This is a genomic window from Bradyrhizobium sp. USDA 4532, from assembly GCF_024171315.1.
Classification (GTDB): Bacteria; Pseudomonadota; Alphaproteobacteria; order Rhizobiales; family Xanthobacteraceae; genus Bradyrhizobium; species Bradyrhizobium australafricanum.
In genome coordinates this window covers 1,931,059-1,945,217 of the sequence record NZ_JALJZN010000001.1, presented here as the reverse complement: position 1 = coordinate 1,945,217, position 14,159 = coordinate 1,931,059, and the positions used below count along the sequence as shown (strand labels likewise).

The window sequence follows — 14,159 nt, the reverse complement described above, 5'->3', positions numbered from 1 at the left end:
GATTTCTTTGTTTGTATGTCATACAAACATCTTTGGGAGGACGAGATATGGGTTCGGAGACCGCCAGCGGCATGTCTGCGCCCGATCCAAAGCATGCGGTCCGCGCGACGCGGTCGGCGGGGCGCAAGATGCGCTCGCTGCTGCTCGACGCCGCCAGCCGCCTGTTCAAGGAGCGCGGGCTCTCGGGCACATCGATCTCCGATATCGCCGCGGCCGCCGACGCCTTTCCGAGCCAGATCACCTATTACTTCCGCACCAAGGAAGCGCTGTTCGTCGAAGCGGCCAGCCGCGACATGCTCTATCTCGCGCGCGCGACCGAGCAGGCCGCCCTGAATGCCCACACCCCGCGCGCCTACACCCACGCTTTGGCCGAGACCGTGACCGCGACCGACACGGTCGCTTTCTTCGCGGAGGCCTTGACCCTCACGCGGCGCCGGCAGGACCTCGCGCCCCTCGTCGAGCGCACCATCGAACGTCTGCACAGCGAGGGCGCGCGCGCCTATGCGGGCCAGGTCGAGCGGCACGGCTGGCGCTCGCTGCGCGCTCCCGAGGAGAGCTCGCGGCGGTTCTGGGCGATCGCGATCGGCGTGATCGTCGAAGGTTTTGCGATGGGCCGCGCTGCCGACGAGATGTGCCGCGAATTGCTGCGCGCGCTCGGCGAGCAGGCGACATCAACTTCGACGTCGGCCAATGACGGGACGCGGCTGCGCCTGGTCGGCGATCACGACACTTCATCCTCAACGGACGGCGAGACAAGCACATGACCGCGCTTCGCATGCGAGCCCGCGATTTCCTCACCGAGGACGAATTGGTTGCGGTGCGCGAGCGCACGACGTGGAAGGGCGCAGCCCTGATCGTGCATGCCTGGGCGCTGATCCTGGGCGCGATCGCGCTGGTCGCGTGGTGGCCCAATCCGCTGACCTATCTGCTCGCCGTTGCGATCATCGGCTCGCGCCAGCTCGGGCTTGCGATCCTGATGCATGACGGGGCGCACGGCTGTCTGTCGGCGGACGAGAGGACCAACCTGACGCTGAGCCAGTGGTTCTGCGCCTATCCGATCTTCGCGGAGACCCGCGGCTATCGCCGCTATCATCTGCAGCATCATGCGCGGACGCAGCAGGAGGATGATCCCGATCTCGTGCTGTCGGCGCCGTTTCCGATCACGAAGCTGAGCTACCGCCGGAAGTTCTTCCGCGATATCACCGGGCAGACCGGCTACCAGCAGCGCAAGGCGCAATTGCTCAATGCGATCGGGCCGAAGGAGTGGCCGTTGTCGCGGCGCGCCGCCAATTTCTGGCAGAAGCTCGGGCCGCAATGCGTCACCAACGCCTTGCTGTTCGCGGGCCTCGCCGCCGCCGGTGTGTGGTGGGCCTATCCGCTGTTGTGGCTGGTGCCGCTGCTGACCTGGATGATGGTGATCACGCGCATCCGCAACATTGCCGAACACGCCGTCGTGCCCGACAGCTCCGATCCCCTGCGCAACACCCGCACCACGCGGGCCAATGTCCTCGAGCGTCTCTTCATCGCGCCGTACTACGTGAACTATCACCTCGAGCATCACCTGCTGTTCTACGTGCCCTGCTACAACCTGCCGCGCGTCCACCGCATCCTCAGCGAAAGCCGCTATGCCGGCCGGATGGAAGTGCAGCCGGGCTACGCCGCCGTGCTGCGGCTGGCGACCGCCAGGCCCGCCAACGAGGATCGTCCGGGCCAGCTGGTCAACAGCGCACGCCGGGCGAGGGCCGGCGCCGAGGTTAACGCCGACCAGAATGCCGGCGGGTTCTAGCCCGGAGCCGGGACCGGCATCCCCAGGGTTCCTCTGGCGCGGCTTGACAGCACCGCCTCCGTCAGTGTCTTACGGCCCGGTCCGGGGCCGGTTGCAAGGCTGGGCTGCCAAGCCTGGGCTGCCAAGGCTTGGTTGCCAAGGCCTGATTGCCAAGGCTTGGTTGCAAGGGATTGGCCCGGACCCGCTGTGGCGCGTTTTGCGCGACGCGGATACCGTTTTCCCCTGCGGCAGGCGTAAAGCGCCTGCGCGGAGATCACGCTCAACAAGGTAGGGATCGCCGATGACGGCAGCATTTACGTTTCCCGGGCAGGGCTCGCAGGCGGTTGGCATGGGCAAGGCCCTGGCCGACGCCTTTCCGGCGGCCAGGGCGGTGTTCGACGAGGTCGATTCCGCGCTGGGCGAGAAGCTGACCGCGATCATCTGGGATGGTCCCGGCGAGACATTGCAGCTCACCGAAAATGCCCAGCCCGCCCTGATGGCGGTGTCGATCGCCACATTGCGCGTGCTCGAGAGCGAGGCCGGCTTTTCGGTCGGCCGCAATGCGGCCTTTGTTGCCGGACACTCGCTCGGCGAGTATTCGGCGCTGGCCGCCGCCGGGAGCCTCTCCGTCAGCGACACCGCGCGGCTGCTCCGCACCCGCGGGCTCGCGATGCAGAAGGCGGTGCCGGTCGGCGTCGGTGCGATGGCCGCACTGCTCGGTCTCGACTACGAAACCGCCGTGGCGGTCGCCAACGAGGCGGCGCAGGGACAAGTCTGCCACGCCGCCAACGACAATGGCGGCGGCCAGGTGGTGGTCTCCGGCGACAAGGCCGCCGTCGATCGCGCGGTCGAAATTGCCAAGACCAAGGGCGCCAAGCGCGCCATGCTGCTGCCGGTGTCGGCGCCGTTCCATTGCAAGCTGATGCAGCCGGCGGCCGATGCGATGGCAGAGGCGCTGTCGGGGGTGACCATCAAGGCGCCCGCGGCGCCGCTGGTCTCCAACGTGCTGGCCTCCGCCATCACCGATCCCGACGAGATCCGCCGCCGCCTGATCGAGCAGGTCACGGGCACCGTGCGCTGGCGCGAGTCGGTTGCCTATATGGCAGGGCAGGGCGTGACGCGGTTCTTCGAGATCGGCGCCGGCAAGGTGCTGAGCGGCCTCGTCAAGCGCATTGCCGACGGCGCGGTCGGCGTGTCCGTCGGCGGTCCGAACGATATCGCTGTGGCCAAGGACGCGCTCGCGGCTTCGGCTTGAAGCAGCCGGAAGGAGAATTCGATGTTTGATCTGACTGGCAAGACGGCGCTCGTCACGGGCGCAACCGGCGGCATCGGCGGCGCGATCGCGCAGGCGCTGCATGCGCAGGGCGCGACGGTAGCGATCTCGGGGACGCGGCGCGAGGTGCTGGACGGCTTTGCGGCCAAGCTCGGCGAGCGCGTGCATGTCCTGCCGTGCAATCTCTCCAGCAAGGATGATGTCGAGGCGCTGGTGCCGGCAGCGGAAGCTGCGATGGGGCAGGTCGACATCCTGATCGCCAACGCCGGCATCACCCGCGACAACCTGTTCGTGCAGCTGCGCGACGAGGATTGGGACGACGTGATCGCTGTCAACCTGACCGCGACGTTCCGCCTGGCGCGCGCGGCGACCAAGCTGATGATGCGCAAGCGCTTCGGCCGCATCATCGCGATCACCTCGATCGTCGGCGTCACCGGCAATCCGGGGCAGGGCAACTACACCGCGTCGAAGGCCGGCATCATCGGCCTGATCAAGACGCTGGGCGCCGAATACGCCAAGCGCGGCGTGACCGCCAATTGCATCGCGCCGGGTTTCATCAAGACGCCGATGACCGATGCGCTCAACGACAAGCAGCGCGAATCCATCCTGGCGAAGGTTCCTGCGGCGCGGCTCGGAACGCCCGAGGACATCGCCGCCGCGGCGGTCTATCTGGCCTCGAACGAGGCCGCCTACGTCACCGGACAGACGATCCACGTCAACGGCGGGATGGCTATGATTTGAGCTACTGGCCGCCTCTCGCAATGCGGCGAAAAGCCGTTTTCGGGAGCCGGTTCAGGCGTGTAGTCAAGGCTTTGGAAGTATGGTAGCTGAAGCCCCCGTGGATGGGCGAAGAACGCCATTGCAGGATTTTGAAACCCTGTATATTGGCGTGGCGACGCCTGCCGTTCGCCGGGGCTTTAATCGGCTACGACCGGGCCGAATCAAGACTATGCGCGACTGAGTAATCGAGACGACCACGATGGCTCGTATCGTCTTGGGGTCGGGTCCAATGGAACAACGAGGTTGAACGATGAGTGAGATTGGCGAGCGGGTTAAGAAGATTGTGGTCGAGCACCTTGGTGTCGAACCCGAGAAGGTGGTCGATAGCGCGAGCTTCATCGATGACCTCGGCGCCGACAGCCTCGACACCGTCGAGCTCGTGATGGCATTCGAAGAAGAATTCGGTTGCGAGATTCCCGACGACGCGGCGGAGACGATTCTGACCGTTGGCGACGCGACCAAGTTTCTCGAGAAGAACGCGAAGAGCTGACGCCGATCGCGAAGTTGACGGGGCCGGACGGACCGTGATCGAGCGGTCCCCCGGCTTCTTATTATCAGCCGCGCATTGCTGGCCGGAGAGGTGGAAATGAGACGAGTTGTCGTCACGGGGCTGGGCATGCTTACACCGCTCGGCTGCGGCGTTGACGCAACTTGGGCGCGCATCCTCGCCGGAGACAGCGGCGGCAAGAAGATCGACACGTTCGACGTGTCCGACCTGCCGAGCCAGGTCGCCTGCTACATTCCGCGCGGCGACGGCACTGGCGGCACCTTCAATCCCGATCAGTGGATGGAGCCGAAGGACCAGCGCAAGGTCGACGACTTCATCGTCTATGCGATGTGCGCGGCCAAGCAGGCGCTGGACGATGCCGACTGGCATCCGAAGTCGGATGAGGACCAGTTCGCCACCGGCACGATGATCGGCTCCGGCATCGGCGGCCTCACCGGCATTGCCGAGACTGCGGTGCTGCTGAAGGAGCGCGGACCGCGCAGGGTCTCTCCGTTCTTCATTCCGGGCCGCCTGATCAATCTGGCCTCCGGCTATGTCTCGATCGAGCACGGCCTGAAGGGGCCCAATCATGCGGTGGTCACGGCGTGCTCGACCGGCGCGCATGCGGTCGGCGACGCGGCGCGGCTGATCGCGCTCGGCGACGCCGAGGTGATGGTCGCCGGCGGCGCCGAATCGCCGATCTCGCGCATCGGCATCGCCGGCTTCTGCGCGGCGCGTGCGCTGTCCACCGGCTTCAACGAGACCCCGGAAAAGGCATCGCGGCCGTACGACAAGGATCGCGACGGCTTCGTGATGGGCGAGGGCGCCGGCGTCCTCGTGCTCGAGGAATACGAGCACGCGAAGCGCCGCGGCGCGAAGATCTATGCCGAGGTGACCGGCTATGGACTGTCGGGCGATGCCTTCCACATCACCTCGCCGCCGCCGGACGGCAATGGCGGCTTCCGCAGCATGACCATGGCGCTGAAGCGCGCCGGCCTCGCGGCATCCGACCTCGACTACATCAATGCGCACGGCACCTCGACGCAGGTCGGCGACGAGATCGAGCTCGGCGCGGTCGAGCGTCTGCTCGGCAATGCGGCCTCGCAGGTTTCGATGTCGTCGACCAAGTCCGCGACCGGACATCTGCTCGGTGCGGCCGGTGCGATCGAGGCGATCTTCGCGATCCTGGCGATTCGCGATAACGTGGTGCCGCCGACCATCAATCTCGACAATCCGTCGGTGCAAACGGCGATCGATCTTGTGCCGCATACGTCGCGCAAGCGTGACGTCAATGTGGCGCTGTCCAATTCCTTCGGTTTCGGTGGCACCAACGCTTCCGTGATCGTGCAGCGCGTGACCAATTAGTAGGTCGTTAGAACTAGTCCACCGTTTTGCCGTATTCCGCGGTGACTCCTAATAGCGGGCGTATGCTATTGGCAGGGCAGGGGTTTGCCCGGCCACGATTCAACCGGCAGGATATTGGTTTGCATCGATGAGTGAGAGGCCGCCCATTTCACCGAGGAGTCCACGCGCCGCGCTGGAGCCCGAACAGCTTCCGCCGCCGCCCAAGCGCTCGGATCGCGCCCGCAATCCCTTCGTGATCGTCGGCAATGCCATCTTCACCATCCTGATCATCCTGATGATCGGCGCCGGCGCGACGTATTACTACGGCAAGCAGGCGCTGGAATCGCCGGGACCGCTGCAGGAAGACAAGATCGTCAACATCCCGGCGCGCGCCGGCAAGCGTGACATTGCCGACGTGCTCTCGCGTGAGGGCGTGATCAACGTCAATCCGTGGGTCTTCATCGGTGGCGTGTTCGCGCTGAAGGCAAGCTCCGATCTCAAGCCAGGCGAATATTCGTTCCAGAAGAACGCCAGCCTGCGCGACGTCATCGCCACCATCGTCGACGGCAAGGTGGTGCAGCACGCCATCACGATACCGGAAGGCCTGACTTCCGAGCAGATCGTGACGCGGCTCTCCGACAACGACATCTTCACCGGCTCGGTGCGCGAGATCCCGCGCGAGGGCACGCTGCTGCCGGAGACCTACAAATTCCCGCGCGGCACCACGCGCGACCAGGTGATCCAGCGCCTGCAGCAGGCGCAGAAGCGCGTGCTCGCCGAAATCTGGGAACGCCGCAACACCGACACGCCGCTGAAATCGCCGGACCAGCTGGTCACGCTGGCCTCGATCGTCGAGAAGGAAACCGGCCGCGCCGACGAGCGCAGCCGCGTCGCCGCCGTGTTCGTGAACCGCCTGCGCCAGCGGATGAAGCTGCAGTCCGATCCGACCATCATCTACGGACTGGTGGGCGGCAAGGGAACGCTGGGCCGTCCGATCAAGCGCAGCGAAATCACGCAGCCGTCGCCCTACAACACCTATGTGATCGACGGCCTGCCGCCCGGACCGATCGCCAATCCCGGCCGCGCCTCGCTGGAGGCGACCGCCAATCCGGCGCGCACCCGCGACCTGTTCTTCGTCGCTGACGGAACCGGCGGCCACGCCTTCACCGAAACCTACGACCAGCACGCGAAGAACGTCGCCAAGCTGCGCGCGTCGGAAAAGCAAATCCAGAACGACACCGTCGAGCCCGCGGATGATCCGGCGCCCGCCGCCGCGACGCCCGGCGCCGACACCAATCCCACGGCGACGACGCCGAAGCCCACCAATCAAAAGAAGCCGCCGCGCGGTCGGCAGGGCGCAGCCCAACAGACCAATTCGCCGCCGGTGGTGCAGCGCTAAAGCGCGATCGTCATCGCGCTTTAGCTTCTTGTTTGAGCATGATCTTTCGGAAAACCGCCATACACTTTTCCGGATCATGCTGTAGCTCTGCATTTTCCGGTGGTGGAACGTAATTCCACTTTCACGGAATCCGTTTTAAGGTCGCACCGGCTCCCCACGAGTCTCGCAGGCTCCGGGTGAGTCCCATATCCTTCTGTTGGAGAGTTCACGCGATGGCGCTGTCGAGCATGACTGGCTTTGCCCGAAGCCATGGCGCAAGCGGTCCCTATACGTTCGAGTGGGAGCTGAAATCGGTCAATGCCAAGGGCTTTGACCTGCGGTTGCGGCTTCCGCCGGGCTGGGACGAACTGGAAGCGCTTGCCAAGAAGCGGGCCGGCGAGCTGCTGTCGCGCGGCACGGTCTACGCCAATCTCAGCGTCAAGCGCACCGACGCGGCGCAGACGATCCGGATCAATGATGACGTGCTCGCCGCCGTGGTGAAGGTCGCCGGCACGCTCGCGCAGCGGATCGACGCGGTGGCGCCGAGCATCGACGGACTGCTCGGCATCAAGGGCGTCATCGAGGTGGTCGAGCCCGAGAGCAACGAGGACGAGGACAAGGCGGCGCGCGAGGCGGCGGCGATGGCCTTCGAGCAGGCGCTCGGCAGCCTTGTCGAGATGCGCCGCCGCGAGGGCGATGCGCTGGGGCAGATCCTGATGCAGCGGATGGACGAGGTCGAGCGGCTCGCCAGGCGCGCCGAGACCGCTCCCGGCCGCAAGCCCGAGGCGATCAAGGCGCGGCTGGCCGAGCAGATCGCGGCCCTGCTCGAGACGTCCGACCGCTTCGATGCCGACCGCCTGAACCAGGAGGCGATCCTGATCGCCACCAAGGCCGACATCCGCGAGGAACTCGACCGCATCGCCTCGCACATCGCCCAGGCGCGCGAGATGATCGGCAAGGGCGGTCCGGTCGGGCGCCGGCTCGACTTCCTCGCCCAGGAATTCAATCGCGAGGTGAACACCTGCTGCTCGAAGTCGAACGACGTCGAGCTGACCAACACCGGGCTTGAAATGAAGAACGTGGTCGAGCAGTTCCGCGAACAGGTCCAGAATCTGGAGTGAATGATGACGGCGCAGGGTTTTGACGGCGTTGAGCGGCGCGGACTGATGTTCGTCCTGTCGTCGCCGTCGGGCGCCGGCAAGACGACGCTGTCGCGCATGCTGCTGGAGCGCGAGCCGGGCCTGAAGATGTCGGTGTCGGCGACCACGCGGCCGATGCGGCCGGGCGAGGTCGAGGGCCGCGACTATTTCTTCGTCGACAAGAAGAAATTCGAGAAGATGGTCGAGCAGGGTGAACTGCTCGAATGGGCCACCGTATTCGACAACCGCTACGGCACGCCGAGTGCGCCGGTCGAGGCCGCCCTAGCGGTGGGGCAGGATGTTCTGTTCGATATCGACTGGCAGGGCACGCAACAGCTCCACCAGAAAGCCAGCGCCGATGTGGTGCGGGTGTTCATCCTGCCGCCGTCGGCCGCCGATCTCGAGAGGCGGCTGCATACCCGGGCGCAGGATTCGGAAGAGGTCATCCGCGGACGGATGAGCCGCGCCAGTCATGAGCTGAGCCATTGGGCGGAATACGACTACATCGTCGTCAACCACAACGTCGACGATGCCTTTGCCGAGGTGCAGTCGATCCTGAAGGCCGAGCGCCTCAAGCGCGAGCGCCGCACCGGCCTTACCGAATTCGTGCGCGGCCTGCAGCGTCAGCTCGAGAAGTAGCGCGTTGCGGACGTGATGCGAGCGCATCACGTCCGTTTGCATTTTTTCCTAAGCGGACCTTAGTTCGTCGCGCTGCGCGCAAGCCGCTGTAGCATCGCGGCGATCTGCTTGTTGTCCTGCTCCCTTTGATCCCGATCACGCGTAGTCTCGCGACGTGGAGCAGGCTTCTCGGCGCGGCGTGGAGCGGGCGTCTCCGCGCGACGTGGAGCGGGCGTCTCCGCACGGCGCGGAACGGGCGTCTCGGCGCGGCGCGGCGCAGCCTCGGACAGCCGCAGCGGACGATCCCGGCTGACAACTGCCATCGGGGGCGCCGGCTCGGTGTGCAGCGAATCCCACGGCGCCTGCCACTCATCCTCGGTCTCGTAAGGCGGCGTACGCGTGCGGGTCAGCCGGAAAACCAGCGTGCTGACCAGGCCGGCCAGCGCCAGGGCTCCAACCATCACGATCAGCAGCATCTGCGTCGACGACGGTGACTTCTCCACGGACGCTTCGGCCGTGGCGGGGGCGGCAGGCGCCGGCGCGGCCGCCGGTTGCGGCGTCGTGTCTGCCTGCGCAACCGCGGTCGGCTGGTCTGCGGCGCGTCTGGTTCCGTTGGTTCCGGCCATGCTCGATGCATCCAGCCATCTGGCGTTCACGTCGGACGGCTGCGCGTTGGTACCGGTGGGCGTGGCTGCCGGGTCGAGCGTCGCTGCCGTTCCGCCGGCCTGGCCGGCGTCGGCGCTTGGCGCAGGTACGGCTGCGACCTGGGGCGAGGGCCATTCGGCATGGGCATCGGCGACTGATCTGCGCATCGCCGGCTGCTGCGGCGCGGGCTGGCTCTGCGGCGTCGGCTGGCTCTGTGGCGGCGTCGCGTCGGCCGTTGTGGTATCGGGCGCCGCTGCCGCTGGCGGCTGCTGCGTGCTCGTCGTCGCCGTCTTGGCGGCCTTGTTCTTGGCCTCGTTCTTGGCCTCGCCGAGATACCAGCACTTCTTCTTGCTGCGATCGAGATGGTAGAACCAGTGGCTTCCCGCAGGCGCGGTTCCCTTGGGCGCGGCCAGGCAGGTGTCCGCCGTGTTGTTGGTGCTATTGGCCGTATTGGCGGCGGTCTGGGCCATGGCGCTGCAACTGGCGCCGGCCAGGATGCTGGCGGCAAGCGCCGCAGCGAATTTCGCTGAACGATTTGACATACGCGTCCCCGGTATCTCTTTTTTAACGCAAACGCTGGAGATCCCAATCTCGGCAAAGAGTTGGGTCGCAATGCGCCGCAAATCCGGAACGGGTGGGGCTTAATTGGGGCTCGCGGCGTGCCGCAATTGCGGCGAGCCCGAGGCCGCGGACTTGGTTCGACCGTCAGGTTCCATCGGAGCGGCCGCGTCCCGCCGGCGGTAGCAGCACCGGCGGGACGTCATGTCTCAGCGTGATCTTTCGGAAAACCGCGTCACGCTCTTCCGGATCATGCTCTAGTTCTTCAGGACGATGCGTCCGACGACCTTGCCGGCGCGCAGCTCGTCGATCCATTTCTGGACGTCGGCCATCGGCTCTTCCTTCATCGGCGTCGGCTTGATCTTGCCAGCGCGGGCGAGCGCCATCAATTCCTGACCTTCGGCCAGCGTGCCGACCATGAAGCCTTCGATGGTCATGCGCTTGTACACCCACTGCACCATCGGCAGCGTGAACTGGCCGCCCATCAGGCCGGACACCACGATCTTGCCGCCGCGCGCGACCGTCGACACCGCAAACGCCATCGACTTCTCGTTGCCGGCAAAGTCGACGACGCCGTCGAAGCCGCCGTCGCTCTCCTTCAGCATGCGCTTGACGACATCGGGCTCTGCCGGGTCATAGGCGGCCGCCGCTCCGTTTTTCAGCGCGGTCTCGCGCGCCGCGGGGCTGAGATCGGCAACCGTGATCGGCTGCTTGAACATCGCCTGCGCGAATGACAGGCCCATCATGCCGACGCCGCCAAGGCCGATCAGCAGCAAATTGCGTTGGCGCGGACGATCGACCAGGCGCTTCAGCGCGCCATAGGCGGTGACACCGGAGCACATCAGGGTGGCGGCCTGGTTGACCGGCAGCGGATCGTAATCGAGCAGGTATTTTGCGTCGGGCACCAGCACGTGGGTGGCGAAGCCGCCGTCGATCGAGACGCCGAGGAAGCGCTGCTTGACGCAGAGGTTCTCGTCGCCGGCGAGGCAGTCGCGGCACTGGCCGCAGCCGATCCAGGGGAAGACGGCCTTCTTCGTCCCGATCAGATCCTTCGGCGCATCGGGGCCGACCTCGTCGACCACGCCCGCGATCTCATGGCCGAGCGTGAAGGGCAGGGTCACGCCGCGGGTGGTGTCGAGCTTCTTGCCGCCGCCGAGATCGGCGTAGCCGTCCTGGATGTGGAGATCGGAATGGCACAGGCCGCAGCGCTCGATGCGCACCAGCACTTCGCGTCCCTGGGGCTTCGGCGTGTCGACGATGGTTTCGCACAGCGGTGCATCGAATTTGACGAGGGATTGGCGAACCATACGCGCCATTACGTTTTCTCCTGTTGTTCTATTTTGTGGCCCGTATATCGGCCAATTCCCGGGCCATGGCAACAAAGCCCGCGACCGGAATGGTTTCGGCGCGCCGTGTCGCGTCGATATCGGCTGCGGCAGCAAGCCGCGCCGGATCGACCGACAGCGATTTCAAACTCTGGCGCAGCATCTTGCGGCGCTGGCCGAAGGCGGCGGCTGCGACCTGCTCGAGCATGCGGCGGTCGCACGGCTCGGGCGCGGCGCGCGGTATCAATCGTACCACCGAGGACGTGACCTTCGGTTGCGGCACGAAGGCCGCGGGCGAGATGTCAAACAGGATCTTGGTCTCGGCGCGCCAGTTGGCGAGCACCGCGAGCCGGCCATACGCCTCCTCGTCCTCATGGGCGACGATGCGCTCGGCGACCTCGCGCTGGAACATCAGGACCATCATGTCGTACCAGGGCGGCCACGGCTCGATCGACAGCCAGTCGACCAGCAGCTGGGTCGCGATGTTGTAGGGCAGGTTGGCGACGATCTTGGCCTTGGCGCCATCGAGCAAGGGACGCGGGTCAAAGCGCTGCGCGTCGCCATGCACGATCTCGATGCGGCCGGGATAGCGCTTGGCGATATAGTCGAGCGCAGCCAGCGCCCGCTCGTCGCGCTCGATGGCGATCACGCGCTTGGCACCCAGCGCAAGCAGCGCGCGCGTCAAGCCGCCGGGACCGGGGCCGACCTCGATCACGGTGGAGTCTTCCAGCGGGCCCGCGGCGCGGGCAATGCGCGCGGTGAGGTTGAGATCGAGCAGAAAATTCTGGCCGAGCGATTTGCGCGCCGACAGCGAATGCTCGCGAATGACGTCGCGCAGCGGCGGCAGATCGTCGATCGTGCTCACTTAGCTTGATGCCGCGGCCATGCGCGCGGCGAGCCGGAGGGCGGCGATCAGGCTCGACGGATTGGCCTTGCCGGTGCCGGCGATATCGAATGCGGTGCCGTGATCGGGCGAGGTCCGGATGAAGGGCAGCCCCAGCGTGACGTTGACGGCGTCCTCGAACGCGACGGTCTTGATCGGGATCAGCGCCTGGTCGTGATACATGCAGATCGCGCAGTCGTAGGTCTTGCGCGCGGCTGCGTGGAACATGGTGTCGGCCGGCAGCGGGCCCCGGACGGCAATGCCGTCGCGGCGCAGGATCTCGACCGCGGGCGCGACGATCTCGACGTCTTCCATGCCGAGCGTGCCGTCTTCGCCGGCATGCGGATTGAGGCCGGCAATGGCGAGCCGCGGCGCCGCGAGGCTGAACCGCGCCTTCATGTCCGCGACCACGATCCGCGCGGTCGACACGATCAGGTCGGTCGTCAATTGCGCCAGCGCCTCGCGGACCGACACATGGATCGTCACCGGGACGACGGCGAGCGCCGGCGACCACAGCATCATCACCGGCTGCGGCGCGCGCCCGCCGTTTGCGGCAAGCTCGGCCAAGAACTCTGTATGGCCGGGATGTCGGAAGCCGGCGCGGTACAGCACGTTCTTGGCGATTGGATTGGTGACGACGGCGCTGGCCTTGCCGGCGGCGACATCGGCGACGGCCTGCCGGATCGATGCCAGCGCCGCATCGGCACTCGTGCCGTCGGGCTGGCCCGGTCGCGCCGTCACCGTCTTGCCGGTCGCAACCACGGGAAGGGCGCGTGCGAACGTCGTGGATGCCTCCGCGGCGCTGACCTCGGCCAACTCGACGGCAAGCCCGAGCGTCTTGGCGCGTTCGGCAAGCGCGGCGCGGTCGCCCAGCAGATAGAACGGCGGGAGATCGAGTTCGCGGCGGCGCAGCCATGCGGCGAGCGTGATGTCGGGGCCGATGCCTGCAGGCTCGCCGGATGTAAGTGCGAGAGGTTGAGCCATGCGTCAACGATAGTCGATCATCGCCCGCCTGGATATTCGATCATCGCGGCTTTTCGGACTTCCTGCAGGTAGGCCTTCGACTTCGCCTCGTACTTCTGCACGTACATCTTGTCGCGCATCTCACGCTTCTTCGGCGTGTCGACGGTGGTTGCCTTCCTGCCGCAGAGGGCGACCATTTCAACTCCCTGCTTGGTGACCTCGGGAGGGGTGAGGTGGCCGACCGGGGTCTTGTCCAGGATGTCGCGCAGCGACTGCGGCAGGTCGGCCGAGGTCTTCACGACGATCTCGCGGATCGCGGCGTTGCGCATCGACTTGAAGAAGGTGTTGGCTTCCTCGCAACTGGTGACGCGCTCGCGCAGGCTGTCCGCTTCCTTGCGGCGTCCCTCGAACTCCGACTGCGGCGCGCCGCGGGGCACGATCAGAACGACCGGCTGCATCCTGTATTCGAATGCCTCGGCCTCAGCCGCGCCTCCGGCCTCCTTGACCGCGTTGGCCACGTCCTTTTCGCCAACCTGCAGGCTTTCCTTGAAGCGGCCGCGGACCAGGCTGGTCCAGACCATGTCGGCCCTGATGCGTTGCTTCAGCGTATCCGGGCGGATGCCCTTGCCCTCGAGCACCTTGGTGAGCTGGTCGCCGGAAAGCCGCATCCGCTGCGCCATGCCGCCGAAGGACTGGTCGATATCGCCGGCGGAGGGATCGACGCCGAATTTCTTGGCTTCCTTGATCTTCAGCTTCTCATCGATCAGCTCGTCGAGGACGGTCTTCCGATCAGGCGTCTTGCCGCCGGTCAGGGCGTTCAGCTTGGCGCGCTGCTCGATGTCGTAATTGGTGATGGGCTCGCCATTGACCATCACGGCGATGGTCTGGGCATGCAGTCGCGCACCGCCTCCGAGCAGGAGGAAAAGAGCCAGCAGGGAACTCAACACTAGCTGATGGCGGCGCGTTGGCAGGCTACCGGTCGTCATTATCGTCATGTCAGC

14 protein-coding genes are annotated in these 14,159 nt (G+C 66.1%); 9 read left to right on the top strand and 5 right to left on the bottom strand.

All coding sequences use genetic code 11. From position 1 onward, the window contains the following. Positions 1–47 precede the first annotated feature (47 nt). The 9 genes from J2R76_RS09425 to gmk all read left to right on the top strand — a co-directional run bounded on the left by J2R76_RS09425 (position 48) and on the right by gmk (position 8,805). Positions 48–764 (top strand): TetR/AcrR family transcriptional regulator C-terminal domain-containing protein, encoded by a 717-nt coding sequence (locus tag J2R76_RS09425; RefSeq protein WP_076831949.1) that lies wholly within the window; start codon positions 48–50, stop codon positions 762–764. Then, on the top strand, positions 761–1,786 hold the full coding sequence (locus J2R76_RS09420) for a fatty acid desaturase family protein (RefSeq protein WP_076831952.1): 1,026 nt from the start codon (positions 761–763) through the stop codon (positions 1,784–1,786). The genes J2R76_RS09425 and J2R76_RS09420 overlap by 4 nt, the downstream gene beginning before the upstream one ends. 280 nt (positions 1,787–2,066) lie before the next feature. After that, on the top strand, positions 2,067–3,020 hold the full coding sequence (fabD, locus tag J2R76_RS09415; protein WP_076831955.1) for an ACP S-malonyltransferase: 954 nt from the start codon (positions 2,067–2,069) through the stop codon (positions 3,018–3,020). 21 nt (positions 3,021–3,041) lie between these two features. After that, positions 3,042–3,779 (top strand): 3-oxoacyl-[acyl-carrier-protein] reductase, encoded by a 738-nt coding sequence (gene fabG, locus J2R76_RS09410; RefSeq protein ID WP_076831958.1) that lies wholly within the window; start codon positions 3,042–3,044, stop codon positions 3,777–3,779. A gap of 289 nt (positions 3,780–4,068) precedes the next feature. Next, complete coding sequence (locus tag J2R76_RS09405; RefSeq protein WP_002716125.1) at positions 4,069–4,308, top strand: acyl carrier protein; 240 nt, start codon at positions 4,069–4,071, stop codon at positions 4,306–4,308. Positions 4,309–4,404: 96 nt separating this feature from the next. Next, positions 4,405–5,670: a beta-ketoacyl-ACP synthase II gene (fabF, locus tag J2R76_RS09400; RefSeq protein WP_076831960.1), complete on the top strand. Its 1,266-nt coding sequence runs from the start codon at positions 4,405–4,407 to the stop codon at positions 5,668–5,670. A 127-nt stretch (positions 5,671–5,797) separates the two neighbouring features. After that, on the top strand, positions 5,798–7,048 hold the full coding sequence (gene mltG / locus J2R76_RS09395; RefSeq protein ID WP_076831963.1) for an endolytic transglycosylase MltG: 1,251 nt from the start codon (positions 5,798–5,800) through the stop codon (positions 7,046–7,048). A 212-nt stretch (positions 7,049–7,260) separates the two neighbouring features. Next, positions 7,261–8,148 (top strand): YicC/YloC family endoribonuclease, encoded by an 888-nt coding sequence (locus J2R76_RS09390; protein ID WP_076831966.1) that lies wholly within the window; start codon positions 7,261–7,263, stop codon positions 8,146–8,148. A gap of 3 nt (positions 8,149–8,151) precedes the next feature. Further along, positions 8,152–8,805, top strand: a complete 654-nt coding sequence (gene gmk / locus J2R76_RS09385) for a guanylate kinase (protein WP_076832200.1) — start codon at positions 8,152–8,154, stop codon at positions 8,803–8,805. Between the two features lie 59 nt (positions 8,806–8,864). On the opposite strand, the gene J2R76_RS09380 is transcribed toward gmk, so the two are convergent. The 5 genes from J2R76_RS09380 to J2R76_RS09360 all read right to left on the bottom strand — a co-directional run bounded on the left by J2R76_RS09380 (position 8,865) and on the right by J2R76_RS09360 (position 14,144). Further along, a complete protein-coding gene (locus J2R76_RS09380; protein ID WP_253623932.1) occupies positions 8,865–9,971 on the bottom strand; it encodes a hypothetical protein in 1,107 nt (368 codons plus the stop codon). A 273-nt stretch (positions 9,972–10,244) separates the two neighbouring features. After that, positions 10,245–11,303, bottom strand: coding sequence for an alcohol dehydrogenase (locus J2R76_RS09375; protein WP_076831972.1), 1,059 nt, complete (start codon positions 11,301–11,303; stop codon positions 10,245–10,247). 19 nt (positions 11,304–11,322) lie between these two features. Further along, entirely contained in the window at positions 11,323–12,177 is an 855-nt protein-coding gene (gene rsmA / locus J2R76_RS09370; protein ID WP_057019884.1) for a 16S rRNA (adenine(1518)-N(6)/adenine(1519)-N(6))-dimethyltransferase RsmA, read from the bottom strand. After that, positions 12,178–13,179 (bottom strand): 4-hydroxythreonine-4-phosphate dehydrogenase PdxA, encoded by a 1,002-nt coding sequence (gene pdxA / locus J2R76_RS09365; RefSeq protein WP_076831975.1) that lies wholly within the window; start codon positions 13,177–13,179, stop codon positions 12,178–12,180. Between the two features lie 17 nt (positions 13,180–13,196). After that, the gene (locus J2R76_RS09360; RefSeq protein WP_143271139.1) at positions 13,197–14,144 is read right to left on the bottom strand and encodes a SurA N-terminal domain-containing protein; all 948 of its coding nucleotides are present in this window, start codon (positions 14,142–14,144) and stop codon (positions 13,197–13,199) included. Between the last annotated feature and the right edge of the window lie 15 nt (positions 14,145–14,159).